Annotated in this window: 20 protein-coding genes; 8 read left to right on the forward strand and 12 right to left on the reverse strand. The window is 69.2% G+C overall.

From position 1 onward, the window contains the following. Positions 1-115: 115 nt before the first annotated feature. The 3 genes from ACM6LU_RS32625 to ACM6LU_RS32635 all read right to left on the reverse strand — a co-directional run bounded on the left by ACM6LU_RS32625 (position 116) and on the right by ACM6LU_RS32635 (position 3,035). A complete protein-coding gene (locus tag ACM6LU_RS32625; protein WP_414941656.1) occupies positions 116-784 on the reverse strand; it encodes a heme oxygenase (biliverdin-producing) in 669 nt (222 codons plus the stop codon). A gap of 71 nt (positions 785-855) precedes the next feature. Beyond that, positions 856-1,458, reverse strand: coding sequence for a TetR/AcrR family transcriptional regulator (locus ACM6LU_RS32630; RefSeq protein WP_414941657.1), 603 nt, complete (start codon positions 1,456-1,458; stop codon positions 856-858). A 77-nt stretch (positions 1,459-1,535) separates the two neighbouring features. Further along, the gene (locus ACM6LU_RS32635) at positions 1,536-3,035 is read right to left on the reverse strand and encodes a glutamate-cysteine ligase family protein (RefSeq protein WP_414941658.1); all 1,500 of its coding nucleotides are present in this window, start codon (positions 3,033-3,035) and stop codon (positions 1,536-1,538) included. 216 nt (positions 3,036-3,251) lie between these two features. On the opposite strand from ACM6LU_RS32635, the gene ACM6LU_RS32640 reads away from it, so the two are divergent. Together ACM6LU_RS32640 and ACM6LU_RS32645 are read left to right on the forward strand one after the other, a co-directional pair. Then, on the forward strand, positions 3,252-4,067 hold the full coding sequence (locus ACM6LU_RS32640; protein ID WP_414941659.1) for a TrmH family RNA methyltransferase: 816 nt from the start codon (positions 3,252-3,254) through the stop codon (positions 4,065-4,067). Positions 4,068-4,094: 27 nt separating this feature from the next. After that, the gene (locus ACM6LU_RS32645) at positions 4,095-4,715 is read left to right on the forward strand and encodes a DUF2537 domain-containing protein (RefSeq protein WP_414941660.1); all 621 of its coding nucleotides are present in this window, start codon (positions 4,095-4,097) and stop codon (positions 4,713-4,715) included. 135 nt (positions 4,716-4,850) lie between these two features. On the opposite strand, the gene sepH is transcribed toward ACM6LU_RS32645, so the two are convergent. The 3 genes from sepH to ACM6LU_RS32660 form a co-directional block, all read right to left on the reverse strand. Then, complete coding sequence (gene sepH / locus ACM6LU_RS32650) at positions 4,851-5,696, reverse strand: septation protein SepH (protein ID WP_414941661.1); 846 nt, start codon at positions 5,694-5,696, stop codon at positions 4,851-4,853. 189 nt (positions 5,697-5,885) lie between these two features. Beyond that, positions 5,886-7,049 carry an ATP-binding protein gene (locus ACM6LU_RS32655; RefSeq protein WP_414941662.1) on the reverse strand — a complete coding sequence of 388 codons (1,164 nt, stop codon included), beginning with the start codon at positions 7,047-7,049 and terminating at the stop codon, positions 5,886-5,888. Next, a complete protein-coding gene (locus ACM6LU_RS32660) occupies positions 7,046-7,705 on the reverse strand; it encodes a response regulator transcription factor (protein ID WP_414941663.1) in 660 nt (219 codons plus the stop codon). Before ACM6LU_RS32660 ends, ACM6LU_RS32655 begins: the two co-directional genes overlap by 4 nt. Before the next feature lie 271 nt (positions 7,706-7,976). Between ACM6LU_RS32660 and ACM6LU_RS32665 the strand changes: the two genes are divergently transcribed. From ACM6LU_RS32665 to ACM6LU_RS32685, 5 genes are all read left to right on the forward strand, one after another. Further along, complete coding sequence (locus ACM6LU_RS32665; RefSeq protein WP_414941664.1) at positions 7,977-8,531, forward strand: hypothetical protein; 555 nt, start codon at positions 7,977-7,979, stop codon at positions 8,529-8,531. Next, entirely contained in the window at positions 8,528-9,628 is a 1,101-nt protein-coding gene (locus tag ACM6LU_RS32670) for a peptidoglycan-binding protein (protein ID WP_414941665.1), read from the forward strand. Before ACM6LU_RS32665 ends, ACM6LU_RS32670 begins: the two co-directional genes overlap by 4 nt. Beyond that, complete coding sequence (locus tag ACM6LU_RS32675) at positions 9,625-10,311, forward strand: ABC transporter ATP-binding protein (protein WP_414941666.1); 687 nt, start codon at positions 9,625-9,627, stop codon at positions 10,309-10,311. Before ACM6LU_RS32670 ends, ACM6LU_RS32675 begins: the two co-directional genes overlap by 4 nt. Continuing rightward, positions 10,308-11,528, forward strand: coding sequence for an ABC transporter permease (locus tag ACM6LU_RS32680; RefSeq protein WP_414941667.1), 1,221 nt, complete (start codon positions 10,308-10,310; stop codon positions 11,526-11,528). Before ACM6LU_RS32675 ends, ACM6LU_RS32680 begins: the two co-directional genes overlap by 4 nt. 92 nt (positions 11,529-11,620) lie before the next feature. Beyond that, positions 11,621-12,820 (forward strand): glycosyltransferase 87 family protein, encoded by a 1,200-nt coding sequence (locus ACM6LU_RS32685; protein ID WP_414941668.1) that lies wholly within the window; start codon positions 11,621-11,623, stop codon positions 12,818-12,820. Between the two features lies 1 nt (position 12,821). Here the strand turns inward: ACM6LU_RS32685 and serC are convergent, their stop codons facing one another. Next, on the reverse strand, positions 12,822-13,949 hold the full coding sequence (gene serC / locus ACM6LU_RS32690; protein WP_414941669.1) for a phosphoserine transaminase: 1,128 nt from the start codon (positions 13,947-13,949) through the stop codon (positions 12,822-12,824). Between the two features lie 115 nt (positions 13,950-14,064). On the opposite strand from serC, the gene ACM6LU_RS32695 reads away from it, so the two are divergent. Then, positions 14,065-14,382 (forward strand): hypothetical protein, encoded by a 318-nt coding sequence (locus ACM6LU_RS32695; RefSeq protein WP_414941670.1) that lies wholly within the window; start codon positions 14,065-14,067, stop codon positions 14,380-14,382. A gap of 136 nt (positions 14,383-14,518) precedes the next feature. Here the strand turns inward: ACM6LU_RS32695 and ACM6LU_RS32700 are convergent, their stop codons facing one another. From ACM6LU_RS32700 to ACM6LU_RS32720, 5 genes are read right to left on the reverse strand one after another with little or no spacing between them, the layout of a single operon-like run. Continuing rightward, positions 14,519-15,865: a serine hydrolase domain-containing protein gene (locus ACM6LU_RS32700; RefSeq protein WP_414941671.1), complete on the reverse strand. Its 1,347-nt coding sequence runs from the start codon at positions 15,863-15,865 to the stop codon at positions 14,519-14,521. 14 nt (positions 15,866-15,879) lie between these two features. Further along, the gene (locus tag ACM6LU_RS32705) at positions 15,880-16,500 is read right to left on the reverse strand and encodes a response regulator (RefSeq protein ID WP_414941672.1); all 621 of its coding nucleotides are present in this window, start codon (positions 16,498-16,500) and stop codon (positions 15,880-15,882) included. Beyond that, on the reverse strand, positions 16,497-17,651 hold the full coding sequence (locus ACM6LU_RS32710) for a sensor histidine kinase (protein WP_414941673.1): 1,155 nt from the start codon (positions 17,649-17,651) through the stop codon (positions 16,497-16,499). Before ACM6LU_RS32710 ends, ACM6LU_RS32705 begins: the two co-directional genes overlap by 4 nt. Then, positions 17,648-18,472, reverse strand: a complete 825-nt coding sequence (locus ACM6LU_RS32715) for an ABC transporter permease (RefSeq protein WP_414941674.1) — start codon at positions 18,470-18,472, stop codon at positions 17,648-17,650. The genes ACM6LU_RS32710 and ACM6LU_RS32715 overlap by 4 nt, the downstream gene beginning before the upstream one ends. Then, entirely contained in the window at positions 18,469-19,308 is an 840-nt protein-coding gene (locus ACM6LU_RS32720; RefSeq protein ID WP_414941675.1) for an ABC transporter ATP-binding protein, read from the reverse strand. Before ACM6LU_RS32720 ends, ACM6LU_RS32715 begins: the two co-directional genes overlap by 4 nt. Positions 19,309-19,545 lie beyond the last annotated feature (237 nt).

Raw genomic sequence — 19,545 nt, forward strand, 5'->3', positions numbered from 1 at the left:
CGTTGGTGCGGCCGCTTGAAACCCAGCCTGCTAGCTCCAGTTAGGTGGAGGTCAAGGCGATGTGACGGCGGTCATCGAAAGTGACCGTTGTCTTCACCGCTCACGAGACCCAGCGTCAGGCCGCCCGGTACGAGTCCAGCTCGCCCGCCAGCTCGTCGAACACCGCGATGTTGCATTCGAAGGCCACGATCGCCTCCTCGATCAACCGTGCGCGCTCGTCCTCGGTCCACGGCGCCGAGTTCAGCTGCTCCCGGTAGTTGTCCCGGAACTTGGGCGCGCTGTTTAGCCGATCGAAGTGGTAGAACAGCGAACCCGCCTCGGTCAGCTCGTACTTGCGCTCCAGCAGCCGCCGGATGACCTGGCCGCCGGCGATGTCGCCGAGGTAGCGGGTGTAGTGGTGGGCGACGAACCCGCCGGACCAGTCCGACGCCTCGGCCACGCGCCGCGCGTAACGCTCCGTCGAGGGCAGCGGGCGCACGGTCTCGCGCCAGTCCGGGCCGACGAGGTGTTCGAGGTCGCGTTCGAGGCTCGGCAGCCGCCGCAGCTCCTCGAAGACGAATTCGCCCGCCACCGGGTCCCGCGCCAGCTTGTCGGCGGCGCGCTCGATGGCCTGGTAGATGAAGTAGTACTGGATGGCCAGCCGGGTGTACCCCTCGAGCGTGAGCTCGCCGCCGAGCAGCGCGTTCATGTACACGGAGTGGTTGGCCCGGTTGTGGGCGGCCATGGTGGAGGCACGCAGGGTCGCGGAGAACGGCCCGGAGTCGACGTCGGTGGTCACCGGCATGGAAAGAGCCTCCAAGCATCGATCTGACAAGCTGTCAGAAAGAGCGTAAGGCACAACACCGGGTTAGGCTCCTAATTTTCGAGGTTTTCCCGGTCATCCGCCATCCCGACCGCCCTGAGCACGAAGCGGACGGCCCCCTCGATCGCGTCGTCCAGCCGCTCGGGTGGGACGTCGACGACCTGGCGGCTGCCCAGCGCGGCGGTGATCATCGGGATCAGCACTTCGGGATCCTCTTCCGGCACTCCCTCGGCGAGGATCTCGCGCAGCTGGCCGGTGATGGGGTCGGCGTGCGCGCTGATCCGCCGGTACGCGGCGGGCGCCAGCGCCGACGCGAGCGCCGTCCCGGGTGGCAGGTGGTACTCGGCCAGCACCCGCAGCTGCAGCCGGACGAACGTCGAAAGCTTCGCGACCGGGGTGTCGGCGGTCGCGACGGCCGCCTTCAGCTGTTCGACGTACCGCGTCGCCTCGTCCTCGACGAAGGCGACCAGCAGGCTTTCCTTGTCGGGGAAGTGGTTGTACATCGCCGTCCGGCCGAGGCCTGCTCCGGCGGCGACTCCGGCGAGCGTGACCGCGTCGAACCCGCGCTCGTACAGCTGCCCGCGCAAGACGTCGAACACCCTGCTGCGGACCTCGCGCCGGTGCTCCTCCAGCGACCGGCCGATGATCTTGGGCAACGGGCCACCTCCCTGGGTGACCAGCTTAGGCCGTGTGCCTCAGAGCGCGCTTTCGGATTTCCGCGGCCGGGCGCCGATCAGGCTTCGAGCGACCAGGTGTGCACCGGCGTCTCGGTGGCCGACAGCTCCAGGTACCGGGCCAGCATCCGGTTCAGTGCGGGTTCCCGCTCGGTGCCTCGCTCCTCCGCGCGCAGGACGTACTCCCGCTGCCACGCGGCGCCGGTCCGCCTGGTGAGACACCGCTGCTCGATGATGCCCAGATAGCGCTCTCGCGCCTTGTCCGAAACATCCGATCGGCGTAGTCCCTCGTGCGCCAGCGGCAGCAGGACCCGCAGCACCAGCTCGTCCGGCGGGATCCAGCCGATGCCCGGCCAGTACAGCTGCGCGTCGAATCCCCGTCGCGCTCCCGCGTACATGTTCTCCTCGGCCGCCTGGAACGACATCTGTGTCCACACTGGACGGTCGGCTTCGGCAAGTGCCCGCTGTGCGCCGTAGAAGAAGGCGGCGTTCGCGACCATGTCGACGACGGTCGGGCCCGCGGGCAGCACGCGGTTCTCCACCCGCAGATGCGGCAGGCCGTCGACGACGTCGTAGACCGGCCGGTTCCAGCGCCAGACGGTGCCGTTGTGCATCCGCAGTTCGGTGAGTTTCGGGGCCTGTCCGGAGTCGAGCGCTTCGACCGGGTCCTCCCGGTCGGTCTCGGGCAGCAGGCCGGGGAAATACCGGACGTTCTCCTCGAAAAGATCGAAGATCGAGGTGATCCACCGCTCGCCGAACCACACCCTCGGCCGCACGCCCTGGTTCTTCAGCTCCTCCGGCCGGGTGTCCGTTGCCTGCAGGAACAGCGGGATCCGCGTCTCGTGCCAGAGCGTCTTGCCGAGCAGGAACGGCGAATTGGCGCCGACGGCGATCTGTACTCCGGCCAGCGCCTGCGCCGCGTTCCAGTGCGCCGCGAACTCCTCCGGCGCGACCTGCAGATGCAGCTGGACCGAAGTGCAGGCGGCCTCGGGCAGGATCGATTCGGAGTAACTGCGCAACCGCTCCGGCTGCCTGCCCGGCAGCGGCGCGCCCTCCATCGAGAGCAGCGTCGGCTCGCCGCGCGCGGCGAAGATCCGGTCGTTGAGCAGCGAATACCGGGCGTTGTTGGTGAGCCACTTCTGGTCGAAGTGCTCGTGCCGCAAGGTGGGAAGAATGCCGATCATCGCCAGCGAGGCGCCGAATTCCTCGGCCTTGCGCGACGCCGCGCTCAGATACGCGCGGAGATCGTCCTCCAGCTGCAGCGCGGATTCGCCGGCCAGCGGCCGCGGCGGCACGTTGAGTTCCAGGTTGTGCTGGCCGAGTTCGGTGGTGAAGGAGGGGTCGTTCAGCGCTTCGAGTACCAGCGTGTTCGTCATCGACGGGCGCATTTCCTGGTCGACGAGGTTGAGTTCGACCTCGAGCCCGATGTTCTTGCGCGGGAAGGAAAAACTCCCGTCGGTGAGCATCCGGGCGAGAGTGTCCAGGCAGCGCTGGACCTTCCGGCGGTACCGTCCGCGATCCTGCGGTTTGAACGGGTCCGCCGAAAGATCCTTACCCATGTTCGTCGAGCTCCTCTTGGCCACGATCCGCGGGGTTCCAGGCGGGACTGCCAGGCGGCCCAACGTTTTCACGCCTCGCCATCGCCCGGCTAGCGGCCAAACTGGTGCTCTCTGTCACTAGGGGTTAACTTACAGCAAAATAAGCCCGTTCGTACCACTCGCCGGTGGACGTTCGGAGGCAACCGGCTCGCAGCGGGCGGATGACACACTCTCCAGGTGGCTGAACTGATCACCGTCGACGACTCCGGCGACCCGCGGCTCGACGATTTCCGCGACCTGTCCACAGCCGATCGGCGCCCGGACAGACCTGGTGGGCGTGGGCTGGTGATCGCCGAAGGCACCGTCGTGGTCGAGCGGCTTCTCAACTCCCGATACCCAGTACGCGCTCTACTCGGGGTGGAGCGGCGGTTCCGGGAATTGCGCGCTGAACTCGACGGCGCCGACGTCCCCGGTTATGTGACGTCGGCCGAGACAATGGCCGAAGTCGTCGGATTCCACTTGAATCGCGGGGTGCTGGCCGTCGCGGACCGGCCCGTTCCGCCGCCGACGGTCGAGGACGTCATCGACGGCGCGCGCGTGCTAGCGGTGCTCGAAGGCGTCGGTGACCACGAGAATCTCGGCTCGCTGTTCCGCAACGCGGCCGCGCTCGGCGTCGACGGGGTCCTGCTGGGTGGCGGCTGTTCCGACCCGCTGTACCGGCGCAGCGTCCGCGTTTCGATGGGGCATGTCCTGCGTGTCCCGTTCGCCACCTTCGGGTCCTGGCCCGGTGACCTGGAGCTGCTACGGGAACGCGGTTTCCGTGTCGCGGCCCTCACTCCTCGTGCGGATTCCGTTTCGCTGCGCCAGTTGCGGGACCAGACGCCGGAGCGGATCGCGTTGATGCTGGGCGCGGAAGGCCCCGGGCTGACCGAGGAGGCCATCGCCGCCGCCGACGTCGCGGTGCGGATCCCGATGCCCGACGGCGTCGATTCGCTGAATGTCGCCACGGCGGGCGCGATCGCGTTCTACGAGACGCGTCCACCGCTATCGTGAGCACCCGAGCGAGCACGAGGAGAACCGATGGAATTGCGGATCCGTGAGGGACGCGCGGTACTGGCGGGCCCCGGTGGCGAGAGCACGCACGAGGTGGACCCGCACTCACTCGCGATGGGTTCAGACCTCGCTGAAGCCTTGCACGAATGGGCTCGCGTCGCGTCCGCCGTCGGCACCGCCGCCCGCACCGGCGAATCCGGCACGGAAGCCGCGTCCGTGATCACCCAGCGAGGCCGCCAGCTCGCCCAGCGGGTCGCCGCCACGATGGGCACGTCGGTCCGTTTCGTCGACCCCGTCTCCGGCGACGGCGTCCTCATCGACCCGCCCGCCCCCGCGCCCCGCAGCGAACTCGCGCGAAGGCTGTTCGGTACACCGGATCCCGCCGGGGAACCGACACCGTGGCTGACCGGCCTGACCGTCTCCGCGTTCATCGCGGCCGTGGTCGTCGTGGCGATGCTGGCGCTGGCGAACACCCTCGCCCGCGAGACCAACGGCTGGCTCGCGCTGATCGCGTCCGCCGTCGTGACCGGCGGGATCACGCCGTCGCTGTGGCTCGCGCGGCGGGTGCCGATCGTGCGGTGGGCGGCCTTCGGCGCCGCCGCGGGGATCGTGATCGCGTGGATCGGCGTACTGATCGTCGTCTTCTAGACATCGAAGACGGTGCTGCCGGAGACCTCCGAGCGGCTCAGCCGCGGCGAGCCGACCAGGTTCTTCCGCTGATCGCGCAGGTCCCCCGGGCGCACGTAATGGCCCCTCCACCGGAAGGGGCCATTACGTGCGAATTCAACCTCGTTGCGATCGGACGCCCAGTAAGACGTCCTCCCAGGATGGGACGATGGGGTGGTTCTTCTTCCCCTTCGCCCTAGGTGCGGGTTCGGGCACCTCCGCCGGCTCGTCAGCCGGAAGTGGTGGCTCGACCTCGTCTTCGGGTTCCGCGATCGGCGCGTCGATCACCTTCGCGACCGGCTCTTCGGGTACCGAATCCAAGGTGGGCTGGATGACCGCGTCCCTGCCAGGATCCAGCGCCCGTACCGTGCGCGGGGCCCGGTAGGCGTTGGGGTTGAGCAGGACTTCGGCGTTCTCGTCGAGTGCCTGCACGGTGCCGCCGTGCGCGCCGGGCGCGAACGACCAGTGCGCCCGGTTGTCCGAACGACCGGCCTTCCAGCACAGCACGACGACCCACTTGCCGTCGTCACCGCGCCAGGAGTCCCAGGTCGCTTGGCTGTAGTCGTGGCCGCGGAGGCCGAAGGAGTGAGCCATGACCTCGCCGAGCGTCTGCACGTCGGGGCCGTCTTCGCGGATCGGGTGGGCACGCTGGGCGAGTTCGGCCGTACGCGAGCGCTCGAGCAGGACCGGGTACGCGAACCGCTCGACGCGCTGCACGGTCACGCCGGCACCGCTCGCGACCTGCTCCACGGACTCGCCGGCCCGGATTCGCGCCTGGATCTCGCGTGGCCGCATTTGGCTCTCCAACTCGATCTCGATCTGGCCGAGGCGGGTGATGTCACCCCTCGCCGCCGCTCGCAGCCTCTCATCCGCGGGGAGCAGGAAGCGCGTGCGGCTCGCCGGGTCTTCGCACACGATGGACTTACCGTCCTCGTGTAGCCCGACCACTCGTAGCGCTCGCATTCTCGCCTCCCCTGTTCTTCACCTTTGTGGGTGTCAACGCTAGTACGGCGCGTCGCCTTGACGTGCGAGGCGCGCCGATGTCATGTGTCCTGCTCACTATTTTGCTCATGGCGGCAAGTGCATTCTGCCGACGCCATCCGCGGCTCGCAGAGTGACACGCCGGACACGCACCGTCACGATCGGGGGAATCTACGGCAGCCGCACCCGGATGACCAGTCCGCCGCCGCGGCCGCCGGGTTCCGCACCCGCCGCACCGCCGTGTGCCTTCGCGATGGACCGGACGATCGACAGCCCGAGCCCGGCGTTGCGTGAGTCGCCGGTCCGGTCGCCGGAAAGCCGCCGGAACGGCTCGAACAGCGCGGGTACGGCGTCCAGCGGCACCTGCGGACCGGTGTTGCGCACCACCAGCGCCGGATCGCCGCCGACGTCGACGTGGATCCAGCCGCCCTCGCGGTTGTAGGTGACGGCGTTGTGCACGAGGTTCGTGACCAGCCGCTCCAGCAGCACGGGATCGCCGGACACCGTCCGCGGCCGCAGCCGCGACTCCACCGTGACGCCCGCTGCCTCGGCCATGGCCGCCGCCGACCGGATCACCGTCGCCACGACCTCGTCCAGCCGGACCGGGCCGCGCGCGGCGAGGCCGCGATCACTGCGCGCCAGTACGAGCAGGCCTTCGATCATCCGTTCGCTGCGTTCGTTGGTGTAGATCAGGTGCTGGCCGAGCTTCCGGACCTCCGGGCTGACGTCGGGGTCGGCCATCGCCACCTCGACCAGCGTGCGCTGTACCGCCAGCGGGGTCCGTAGTTCGTGGGAAGCGTTGGCGACGAAGCGTTTCTGGCTGTCGAAGGACACGGCGAGCCGGTCGAGCATGCCGTCGAAGGTGTCCGCGAGTTCCTTGAGTTCGTCGTCGGGGCCGTCGAGGTCGATCCGCCGGTCGAGGTTCTCGACCTCGAGTTTCCGTGCGGTCGAGGTGATCGCGTGCAGTGGCCGCAGCACGCGGCTCGCCATCAGCCAGCCGAGCAGCACCGCGAGCGCGCCGGCGATCGCCAGCGCCACCAGCGACTGCCACAGCAGTGTCGAAAGGACGTCCGAGCGGTACTCGGTGATCGAGGTCGCGACCAGCTGGCTGGCTTGGACGCGCTCGGCGGGCACGATGGTCGTCGTGTCCATGGGGTACGCCGGGGCACGCTGGATCGAGATTCCCGCGGCGGTGTCGGCGAACGCCGCCGTGTCCGGCAGCGACGAGCTCACCAGCAGGTAGTTGACGATCAGCAGGGCGAGCCCGACGACCAGGAACGCCCCGCCGTAGAGCGCCGTCAGCTTGGTGCGGACCGACAGCCGGAGCGGTTTCACGACCCGAACCGGTAACCGGCGCCGGGTACGGTCTCGATCAGCGGCGGCTCACCGAGTTTGCGCCGCAACGTCATCATCGCCACCCGGACGGCGTTCGTGAACGGGTCGGCGTGCTCGTCCCACGCCTTCTCCAGCAGTTCCTCCGCGCCGACCACGGTCCCTTCGGCGCGCATGAGCACCTCCAGTACCGCGAATTCCTTGGGGGACAAGGGAAGGAATCGGCCGTCGCGGGACGCCTGGTGCCGGGGCAGGTCGAGGACGACGCCGCCGCGTTCCAGCACCGGCGGCAGCGCCGGCCGCGCGCGCCGCGACAGCGCCTGCACCCGCGCGACGAGTTCGGCGAACGCGAACGGCTTCGTCAGGTAGTCGTCGGCGCCCAGCCCCAGCCCGGCGACCCGGTCGGTGACGTCGGCGGCGGCCGTCAGCATGAGGACCCGCGCTTCGCCGCCCGTCCTGAGCACCGCGGCGCAGACCTCGTCGCCGTGCACGACCGGGAGATCCCGGTCGAGTACGACGACGTCGTAGCCGTGCACCCCCACCCGGTCCAGGGCCTGTTCGCCGTCGTAGCAGACGTCGACGGCCATGGAGAACCGTCGCAGGCCCTCGGCGATCGTGTCCGCCAGGAGCCGCTCGTCTTCCACCACCAGCACTCTCACCAGGTCAGTCTGCCGGGGGTGGGGGTAAGCGCGGGATAAGCGTGGCTCAGCCGACCGGGTGGCGTGGGTGCGGGTCCGGGTGTCGCGAAAACCACTTTCAGGACATCAGGTGTCCCGAAAGTGGCTTTCGCGACATCACCGGCTCGGCATCGGCGGCCGAGGTGATCATCCGGCGCTGGCTGGGTAAGCGCGGCATAAGCGACTTCGCTTACCGCCCCGGAATCGCCCGCTCCGTAGAAATCAGCTCGTCAAGACGACCGAAGGAGCAGCGATGCGGAAACGACCGATGGCGGTACTGGTCGCCGGAGCGGTCCTGGCGCTGGTGGCCGGTTGCGGTGGTGGCGGGGACGGTGGCGACAAGGTCGCCTCGATCTCCTCCCCACCCGTCGCGGGCGCCGGCGACGGGAAGCAGGCCGACAACGTGTCCGATGAGGACAAGATGCGCAACTTCGCGAAGTGCATGCGCGAGCACGGGATCGACATGCCGGATCCCAAGACGGACGGTGACGAGCAGGGGACCATCTCCATCGAGGCCGGCGAGAACAGGCCCGACGAGAACAAGATGAAGACCGCGGACGAGGCGTGCCGCAAGCTGCTGCCGAACGGTGGCGAGATCAAGCCGCCGACGCCGGAAGAACTCGACAAGATGCGCACGGAAGCGAAGTGCATGCGCGACCACGGCATCGACTTCCCGGACCCCGAGCCCACGGGCAAGGGCGGCGCCGCGATCGCGCTGGGTGACGCGAGTGGTGACCCCAAGAAGTTCGAAGAAGCGGCGAAGACCTGTGGTCTCGGCATGACCATGAGGGCGGCCCCGGCGAAATGAGCGAACACGAAGGACCCGGCGGCGCACGGCGTTCGCGCCGGGCGCGCTGGTTCGTCATCGCGGCGGTCCTCGTCGTCGTGGCCGGGACGATGTCGGTGGTCGTGCTGACCAGGGTCACGTCGGAAGCCCAGCAGGTCGGACAGGCGCCGCCCCTGGTAGAGACCGCGAAGGTCGAGAAGACCGACCTGCGGGAGGAGGAAGAGGCGAACGGAACACTGGGCTACGGCACGGAAAACTCCCTCGCCGGACGGAAACAGGGCACCGTCACGTCCCTGCCGGACGCGGGTGCGGTGCTCGGCCGCGGCAAGGCGGTGTACGGCGTCGACGCCAAACCGGTGCCGTTGTTCTACGGCACACTGCCGTTCTTCCGTGACCTCGCGGACGGGGCGACCGACGGCCCGGACGTCAAGCAGCTGGAAGAGAACCTGAAGGCGCTCGGCTTCGGCGGTTTCGGCACACTCGACAAGAAGTTCACCTCGGCCACCGCCGCCGCGCTGAAGAAATGGCAGAAGTCGCTGGGGCTCGAGCAGACCGGCACCTTCGGCCAGGGTGACGTCGTCCTCGCGCCGGGGGAGATCCGGGTTTCGCAGGTCGCCGCGCAGCTCGGTGGCACCGGTGGCGGTGAACTGCTGAAGTACACCGGCACCGAGCGTCTCGTCGAGGTCAAACTCGACGCCGCCAAGCAGGCCATCGCGAAGCAGGGCGAAAAGGTCGGGATCGATATCACCGGCGGCGAGACCGCCACCGGTGTGATCACCGACGTCGGCAAGGTCGCGGAGACCGGCAAGGACGCCGCCGGGCAGGACGACGGCAAGCCGAAGATCAAGGTGAAGATCAAACTGGACGATCCGGCCGCGGCGGGATCGCTCGATTCGACGCCGGTCTCCGTGCGGTTCACCAAGGAAGTCCATAGTGGAGTGTTGGCCGTCCCGGTCGGGGCGCTGCTCGCGCTCGCCGAGGGTGGCTACGCCGTCGAGGTCGACGAAGGCGGCAAGCGGCGCCTCATCGCGGTGAAGACCGGCCTGTTCTCTGGCGGCCGCGTCGAAGTCACCGGAACCGGCCTCACCGCCGGGATGCGGGTGGTGACGACGTCATGACTCCGGTGCTGGCCGTGCGCAACGCCTCGCGCACCTATCCCGGCGGCGTGCGTGCCCTGCACGAAGTGACACTGTCCATCGAGGACAGGGAGATGGTCGCCATCCTCGGGCCGTCCGGTTCGGGGAAGTCGACGCTGCTGCAGCTGATGGGCACGCTCGACCGGCCGACCAACGGGGTCATCGAACTGCGCGGGCACGACGTCGCGAAACTGCCGGACCGCAAGCTTTCCGCGTTGCGGTCGCGGTGGATCGGCTTCGTGTTCCAGCAGTTCTTCCTCAGCGAGGGGGTAAGCGCGGTCGACAATGTCGCGACGGGCCTGCTGTACGCGGGGGTGCCGCGGCGGAAACGGCACGAGCGGGCGCTGGCGGCGCTCGACAGGGTCGGCCTCGCGCATCGGGCGAGCCATTTCCCCAACGAGCTTTCCGGCGGGGAGCGGCAGCGGGTGGCGATCGCGCGGGCGGTCGTCAACTCGCCGTCGATCCTGCTGGCCGACGAGCCGACCGGGAACCTCGACACGGGCAACGGCGCGGCGATCCTCAACCTGCTCGCCACGTTGAGTTCGCAGGGGACGACGGTCGTGATCATCACGCACGACCGGGAGATCGCGGCGGGCGTCCCGCGGCGGATCGAGTTGCGGGACGGGCGGATCCGGCTCGACACCGGGACGGGGGTGCTGGTGTGAGCGCCCCCGTCCTCGACAAGGCGCCGACGCCGAATCCGGCCCGGCTCGGCCCGCGCGACGTACTGACCCTCGGCGCGCACGGCATGCGGACGCGGCCGATGCGCGCGGTGCTGTCCGCGCTCGGCATCGGCATCGGGATCGCCGCGATGGTGGCGGTGCTCGCGATCCCGGCGTCGGGCGCGAAGGCGCTGCAAGACCAGCTGGCCGCGCTCGGCACCAACCTGCTGTCGGCGGGGCCGGGCAAGACGATGTTCGGCGGCGACGCGACCTTGCCGGACAGCGCGGTGCCGATGGCGAAACGGATCGCCCCGGTGACGGCGGCGTCCGCGGTCGGGGCCACCGGCGGGACCGTGCGGCGCACGGACAAGATCGCCAAGGACGAGACGTCCGGCCTCGGTGTCTACGCGGCGACGCCGGATCTGCTCGACGTCGTCGGCGGCTCGATCCTGGCCGGGCAGTTCCTCCGGGACGCCACTCGCGACTATCCGGTCGTGGTACTCGGTTCGGTCGCGGCCGCGCGGCTCGGGATCGACCACATCGACCAGGCCAAGCCGACGCAGGTGTTCATCAACGGGCACTGGTTCACCGTCGGCGGGATCCTCGGCCCGATGCCGCTCGCGCCGGAGATCGAGCGGTCGGCGCTGGTCGGCTGGGACGCCGCGAAACGGCTCCTCGGCTTCGAGGGACATCCGAGCACGGTGTACGTCCGGGCGAAGGACTCGCAGGTCGAGAACGTCCGCTCGGTACTCGCGCAGACGATGAACCCGGAGGCGCCCAACGAGGTCGAGGTGCGTCGCCCGTCGGAGGCGCTGGAGGCGCAGAAGCTGACGGAGAACACGTACAGCGCCCTGTTCCTCGGGCTCGGCGGTGTGGCGTTGCTGGTCGGCGGCGTCGGGGTGGCCAACACGATGGTGATCTCAGTGCTGGAGCGGCGCCGGGAGATCGGCCTCCGCCGCGCGCTCGGGGCGACGAAACGGCAGGTGAGAGGCCAGTTCTTGGCCGAGTCGGTGCTGTTGTCCGGACTCGGTGGGATCGCCGGGGTGCTGGTCGGCGTCCTCGTGACGTCCGCGTACGCGCTGAGCCAAGGCTGGCCGGCGGTGCTCCCCGTCGGCGCCCTGCTCGGCGGGGTCGGGGTCTCGGCCTTGGTCGGCGCCGTCGCCGGTGCCTATCCGGCCATGCGCGCGGCCCGGCTCCCGCCCACCCAGGCCCTCGCCTAGCTCGCGTTTCGTCCTCTGGTTGCGGTAGTCGGTGGCACGAACTACCGCAACCAGAGGACTACTCGCGGAGTAGCGGTGGGTAACCTCGCCGGGTGCTGGTGGGATTGTCGGGGCGGAAACTCGCGGGGGCGCTGATCGCGCTCGAAATCGTCGTGGTCGCCGTGCTGTTCACGCTCAAGGTTTTCGACGGCCAGGACCTCGAGGTCTACCTCGGCGGCGCACGGCTGCTCCTCGACTCGGGCGACCCGTACGGCACGTGGGTGCAGACGCACGGGGGTTGGCTGCCCTTCACCTACACACCGTTCGCGGCGGCGGTCTTCCTGCCCGGCGCCCTGCTGTCCGCCGCGCTGGCGACGAGACTGGTCGGACTCGCGTCGATCGTCGCGGGCGGGATCGTCGTGTACCTCTTCGTCGCGACGCTCAACGGCTCGCTCACCGACCGATCCGCTGTGCGGGGTCGCGCCATCGCCGTACTGGCGGCGATCGGGGCGCAGGCGGCGGGCGGGATCATGGAACCGGTCCGGTCGACGCTCGGTTTCGGCCAGATCAACACCCTGCTGATGCTGATGGTCGTCCTCGACGCCCTTTTGCCGGGACGCGCCCGCACCAAGGGACTGCTGATCGGCGTCGCCGCGGCGATCAAGCTGACGCCGGCCGTGTTCATCCTATTCTTCTTGTTCCGCAAGGACTTCCGCTCGTCCGCGCGAGTCGTGGCCGGGTTCCTCGGCGCGGGGGCGCTGATGTTCCTGGTCTCGCCGGGCGCGTCGGCGAGGTTCTGGACGAACATCCTTTTCGACACCAGCCGCATCGGCGATCGCGGCTACGTCGGCAACCAGTCGTTGCGGGGAATGCTCGCGCGATTCGGGCTCGGCTCGGCGGAGGACGTCCTCTGGGTGCTGGCCGTGGTCATGGTGGTCGCGCTGACCGCGTTCGTGATCGCGCGCTTCGCCGAACCGGTCTTCGCGCTGACGGCGTGCGCGATCGGCGGGCTGCTGGTCTCGCCGGTGTCCTGGACGCACCACTGGATCTGGTGCGTGCCGATTCTCGTGTTGCTCGTCTGGATGCGATCGGTCGTTTCGTACGCGCTCGCCGCCGTGACGATGGCGCTGTTCGTCGTCGCGCCGATGTGGCCGGCGCCGCGCCCCGCCGGGAGCTTCGGCTGGTGTCTGGCGACGGAATCCTTTGTGCTGTACGGCCTCTCGCTGCTGGTGCTGGCCGCGATCTTCCACAAGTCCGTGAAGGCCTCCTCGCCTACCCTCAAGGTAGGCAAGGAGGCCTTCACAGACGGCTAGCTCAGCCCAGGCGCTCGACGACGTACTCGATGCTCTGCGTCAGCTTCGTGATGTCGTCCGGGTCGATGGCCGGGAACAGGCCGACGCGCAGCTGGTTGCGCCCCAGCTTCCGGTACGGCTCGGTGTCGACGATCCCGTTGGCGCGCAGCACCTTCGCCACCGCGGCGGCGTCCACCTCGTCGGCGAAGTCGATGGTGCCGACGACCTGCGAGCGCAGCGACGGGTCGCTGACGAACGGCGTCGTGTAGCTGGTCTTCTCGGCCCATTCGTACAGCCGCGTCGACGAGTCGCGGGTGCGCGCGGTGGTCCACTCGAGACCGCCGCCCGCGTTCATCCACTCGATCTGGTCGGCCAGCAGGAACAGCGTCGACACCGCCGGGGTGTTGTACGTCTGGTCCTTGCGGGAGTTGTCGAGCGCGGTGGTCAGCGACAGGAACTCGGGGATCCAGCGGTCGCTCGCGCCGATCTCGCCGATGCGCTCGACCGCCGCGGGCGAGGCCAGCGCGATCCAGAGGCCACCGTCGGAGGCGAAGGACTTCTGGGGCGCGAAGTAGTAGACATCGAAGTCCTCGGCCTTGACCGGCAGGCCGCCGGCGCCGGAGGTGGCGTCGATGGCGACGAGCGCGCCTTCGCTGCCTTCGGGGCGGCGGACCGGCACAGCGACACCCGTCGAGGTCTCGTTGTGCGCCCAGCCGACCAGGTCGGCACCGGCCTCGTAGGCGATCTCAGGCGCGCTGCCGGGGTCGGCCTTGACGACGATCGGGTCGGCGAGGAACGGGGCGCCCTTGGTCACCGTGGCGAACTTCGAGGAGAACTCGCCGTAGGTGAAGTGCTGCGAGCGTTCCCGCACGAGCCCGAACGCGGCGGCGTCCCAGAATGCGGTCGTCCCGCCGTTGCCGAGGACCACTTCGTAGCCTTCGGGCAGGGAGAACAATTCGGACAGACCCGCACGCACGCGGCCGACGAGGGACTTCACCGGCTTCTGACGGTGTGAGGTGCCGAGGTAGGTGGCACCGGATTTCGCCAGGTTGGCGAGCTGCTCGTCACGGACCTTGGACGGTCCGCAGCCGAAGCGGCCATCGGCGGGCTTGAGGTCCGCGGGGAGGGTCAACTCAGGTGCGTCGGTCATGTGCCCAGTCTCTCAGGTCGGGATGGGCCTGCTGACAGTTGGTGCCGCGTGTCCGGCATATGGGATCGACGATCTCCCTCCCGCCGCTGCCGACCGCCGGGTAGCTTCTCGCCTCATGGCGACAGTGCACGAACGATTCCCTCTGCCCCCTGAGGCGTTGTGGCAGGCCCTCCCGAACGGGGTCACCGCGGTCAAGGGGCAGAACCCGTACTACGACGCGGCCGCCGGCTACGTCACCTTCTCGACCAAGCTCGGCTTCTTCAGCTACGGGCAGACGGTCACCGTGAAGGTAGAGCGGACGTCGGAGGGCTCCGGGCTGGCGATCCAGACGAGCCTCAAGTTCGGCTTCGTGGACTGGGGCGAGGGCAAGCGCATCGCCCGCAACTTCATCGCGGCCGTCGGGACGGCCGTCGGGCACACCCCGGCCGCCTGACCAACCCGACCGAGTCGGTGGTTTCGCGTGACTGGATGGACGACACGCGGACGCAGCCGCTCCCGCCGCGCGTGTCGTCCACTCAGTCACCTGTGTCGTCCCTCTGATCACCGCCACTAACGACCATCCGGATTCGTCAGCGCCAGCCGCCGGGGTCGACGCCGCCCGGGATGGGTGCGGCCGGGTCGAACGGGGTCCGCGAGAAGATGAACGTCGCGAGGTCGAGGTGGTTCGGCTTCCCGGTCGAGTCCCGCCCGACCCGCAGCGTTTCGCCCGCGTAGTAGGCGTCGAGGCCGACCCAGGTGTCTTCGCCGACCAGCGCGAACCGCGACGCGCGGCCGGGGCCGTCGGTCGGCGCGAGGGAGAACAGGCCGTCCGGGAGCAGCCGTAGGTGGTACGGCGTCGGCCCCCAGTGCCACAGCCCGGTCAGCTCCAGCAGCTTCGGGTCCACAGTGGACGGTTGCCATTCCTCGGGCAGCGACGGCTCGTGCTCTTCGGTCAGCGTGATCAGGTCGAGGCACAGCTGCGTGATGCCGACGCCCGCCGTCGAGTTCGTCAGCACCAGCGCGCCGATGCCGGCGTTCGCGTCGATCAGCGAGCAGGCGAGGAAGCCCGGCATCGACCCGGTGTGCCCGGCCAGCCGCCTGCCCTGCGTGCGGACCAGCATGACGCCGAGGCCGAACCCGGTGGTCCAGGTGTCACCGTCGTCGACGGTGACCATCTCGCGCATCTCCGTGACGGTCTCCTCGCTCAGCACGCCACCGGTGTGGCCGCCGAGGAACGCCGTCCAGCGGGCGAGGTCGTTGACCGTCGACCACAGCTGTCCGGCGGGGGCCATCGCGCCCGCGTCCGGCGACGGCTCCGGCATGAGGACGTCGGCGAAGGGGTGGACGGCGAACCCGCTCGCGTGCGCGCCTTCCGGATGCGGCGAGGTCCGGGTCATGCCGAGCGGGCCGAGGATCTCGGCGCGGACGACGTCGAGCCACGACTTCCCGCGGTGCCGGGCGACCAGCTCGCCGAGTACGCCGTAACCGACGTTGCTGTAGTGGAACCGGCTGCCCGGCCGGAGCCGCGTCGCGCCGTCCTCGAGGCTCTCGACGAGCGCGGCCCAGTCGGCGCCCACCGAGCGCTCCCACCAGGAACCGGGCGATTCCGCGGTCAGGCCCGAGGTGTGCGAGAGCAGCTGCGCGATGGTGGCCGCGCCGAACGCGGTGCCCGGCAGGTGCTGTTCGAGTGGGTCGTTGAGGTCGAGCCTGCCCTCGTCGCGCAGGCGCATGACGGCCGTCGCGACGAGTGTCTTGGTGATCGACCCGAGCCGGTACTGCGTGTCGTCGCCCGGTGTCTCGCCGCCGACGCGGCCGCGTCCTCCGGACCAGGCGACTTCACCGTCGCGGACGACGGCGGCGACGAGGGACGGGGTGCGGCACGAGGATTGCTCGTGCGCGAGGCGGCGAAGCAGCGCCGATTCGGTCGTGGCAAGCATGAGATGCATTGTGCCTACCCGAGCAGGCCCAGCCGCATAGCGGTGGTCACGGCGGCCGTCCGGTCCGAAACGTCCAGTTTGCCGAACACGCGCAGCAGGTGGGTCTTGACCGTCGCCTCGCTGATGTGGAGCGCTCGCCCGATGTCGGCGTTCGTGCTGCCCTGGGCCACCAGCCGCAGCACCTCGATCTCGCGTGCCGACAACGGCGACGCCGTCGGGTTGCGCACCCGGTTCACCAGCTTCCCGGCGACCGAAGGCGCCAAGACCGTCTCGCCGCGTGACGCCGCCCGGATCGCTCCGGCCAGCTCCGTGCGTGAAGCGTCCTTCAGCAGGTACCCGGAGGCTCCCGCTTCGACGGCGCGCAGGATGTCCGCGTCCGTCTCGTAGGTGGTGAGCACGACGACTCGCTGCCCAGGCCGGTCGGCGAGGATCTGCCGGGTCGCACCGACGCCGTCGAGACCCGGCATCCGCAGATCCATCAGGATCACGTCCGGCTGCTTGACCCGGCTCAGCGCGACGGCCTCGTCACCAGAGCCCGCCTCCCCGACGACGCTCAGATCCGGTTCGGCCTCCAGCATGCCGCGCAGGCCTTCGCGCACCACGGGGTGATCGTCGACCAGCATGATCGTGATCACGCGGGTACCTCCAGTTCCAGCGTCGTACCCGCACCGGGTCCGCTCCTCAGCGCTACGATGCCACCGACCTGATCCGCCCGTGTCCGCATCCCCGCCAGGCCGAAGCCGCCGGTGGGCTCGGCGGGGTCGAACCCCGTGCCGTCGTCGGTCACGCCGAGCCGGACCTTCCCGTCCACAACGGACAGACGGAGTGAAACCCTGGTGGCGCGGGAGTGTTTGCGGATGTTGCTAAGCGCTTCCTGCGCTCCTCGCAGCAGGACGACTTCGGTGGCCATCGGCAGCGCGGGCAGCGGGCCTTCGACCTCGATCGCGGCCTCGATCCCCGCCTCCTCGGTGAGCCGCTCGACCTGCCGCCGCAAGGCCTCCTCCAGCGACGCGGATGCGAGGGCCGACGGCACCCGCGCCGCGACCATCGCCCGCGCCTCGGCCAGGTTCTCCCGCGCCGTCCGCGCCGCGAGTTCCAGATGGCGCCGGGCCGCCTTCGGATCGGTGTCCATTTCGGACTCGATGGCCTGGGTGAGCGTGACGATGCTGGTGAAGCCCTGCGCGAGCGTGTCGTGAATCTCGCGGGCCATGCGCTCGCGTTCTGCGGCCGTCCCCGCCTCACGGGAGAGCCGGGAGACCTCCGCCTGGCTGGCTTCCAGCTGTTCGATCAGCGCGGCCCGGCCTTTGCTCTGCTCGATGATCTGCGTGGTGTAGCGGCCGGCCAGGAGGCTGAAGATGATCAGGATCGCCGTCATCGGCAGCAAGACCGGCTGTTCCTCGATCCCGCCCCGGAGGAGCAAGGACACCGGGCTCAGCAGCACCGCCGCCGTGGTGAGGATCGACGCGCTCTTCGTCGGCAACGTCATGTAGAGCAGCGGGCAGACCAGGAACAGGATGAAACTCGAGTTGCCGGCGGTGAAGACGGCGCCCGCCAGCAGGACCATCATGGTCGTGATGAACAGCCACGGCGTGTACTCGTAGTCCGGGCCTCTGACGAGGCGGCGGCCGCGGGCGAGGTAGGCAACGCCGATGCCGCTGAGGCACAGCACGGCGACGATCTTGTTGGCGGTTGCACCGTCTTCGAAGAGCACCAAGGCCGTCGTCGCGACGTAGGTGATCGCGAAGAGGACTTCCCACAACCAGAAGGACCGCTCCCAGGCGTTCACTTGCCTTCGTTCGACCAGCGGAACGTCAGCTTGGCCAGCAGCAGCCCCGCGACGCACCACGCCGTCAGCACCAGTGCCACCATCGGAAGTTCCCATGTCCCCGCCATTTCCTGTGTCGCGGCTTCGGCCGGCAGGAACGCCGAGCGGAAGCCCTGGCAGATCCACTTCACCGGGAAGAACGAAGCGATGTCGACCATAACCTTCGGCAGGTTGGTGATCGGCGTGACGAACACCCCGGAGATGAACTGCAGCGCGATGTAGATCAGGTTGGTCACCGCGACCGCGCCGCTGACCGTCTTCGTCACCGAGCTGAGCGCGATGCCGAGGAGCGTGCAGCTGGTGATACCGAGCAGGAAGACCCACAGCGCGGTCAGCAGCTTCATCGGATCGGTGGGCATCTCCAGGTCGAACAGCAGACTGCCGACGATCGACATCAGCACCACCTGGGCGATGCTCGTGAAGCCGACCAGGATGATCTTGCCGATGAAGTAGGACGCGGCGGGCATCGGTGTGCCGCGTAACCGCTTCAGCGCGCCCAGCTCGCGATCGGCCGCGAGGTTGATCCCGATGCTGTTGAACGACGTCGAGACGATGCCGGACCCGATCATGCCCGCCGCCAGCACCTGGCCGGTGGTGATCGCCATTCCGGGCATCGAGGAGTTCAGCATCGAGCCAAGGAGGATCATCAGCAGGGACGGGAAGGCGAAGGTGAAGATCACCTGCTCCCGGATGCGGACGAACTGGCGGAGTTCGGCGGCGCCGCGGATGAGGCCGAGTGACAGGGTGCCGGGGAGTTTGCCCGGGTGGGTCAGCGTCGTCATCGGGCTTCTCCGATCAGGTCGAGGTAGGTCTCTTCGAGGGTGGGCCGGTGGACGGTCAGCTCCGACGGTTCGCGGCCGTCGGCGGAAAGCTCGCGGATGAGCTTGGCCGGGAAGTGGGTGCGTTCCTGGTGGCCGCCGTTCTCGTCGGCCCAGCGGACGGTGGCCTCCGCGGTCGCGCGGCCGCCCAGCGTCTGCGGCGTCCCCTCGGCGACGATCGCGCCGCGCGTGATGACCGCGACACGATCGGCCAGCGCTTCGGCCTCGTCGAGATAGTGGGTGGTGAGCAGGATCGTGGTGCCCTCGTGGGCGAGACTCCTGATCAGCTCCCAGAACTGGCGCCGGGCCGCCGGGTCGAACCCGGTCGTGGGCTCGTCGAGGAACACCAGCTCCGGCCTGCCGATGATGCCGAGCGCGACGTCGACGCGACGACGCTGTCCGCCGGAAAGACTCTTGACGCGGGCGCCCGCCTTCTCGGTCAGGCCGACCTTCTCGATCACTTCGCCGACGTCACGGGGATCCGGGTAGTAGCGGGCGTAGTGCCGGATGGTCTCGGCGACGGTGAGCTCGGCGGCGTCGTTGGCCGTCTGCAGCACGATCCCGAGCCGCGCCCGCCAAGCCCGGCCCGCGGTCGCTGGGTCCTCGCCGAGGACGTCGACCTCGCCGGACGTCCGCTTGCGGTGCCCCTCCAGGATCTCGACCGTCGTCGTCTTGCCCGCGCCGTTGGGGCCGAGCAGTGCGAAGACCTCACCCTGTTCGATGTCGAGAGCGATACCCCCGACGGCCGTGTGGCCCGGGTACTCCTTGCGCAACCCACGCACTTTCACTGCGGTCTTCATCCGTCGATCGTGCTGTGCGAGACCCGTGTCCCGGGACGTCCGCTGGACTGAATCCGGTTGTCAACCGATCGATGGACACCGGTGTCCTCGCCCCTCCCGCAATTAGTCCTCTAGTGCTGTGACCACATAGGTTGGCCGGGTTGGTTTAGGCGGCGTGGGTGGCGCGTTGGCCCCAGATGTGCTGGCGTTCGCTGCGGACGCGTGCTCGTTCGCGGCGTTGGGCTGCGAGGACGTCGG

The organism is Amycolatopsis sp. cmx-11-51, assembly GCF_047608665.1.
Taxonomy (GTDB): Bacteria; Actinomycetota; Actinomycetes; order Mycobacteriales; family Pseudonocardiaceae; genus Amycolatopsis.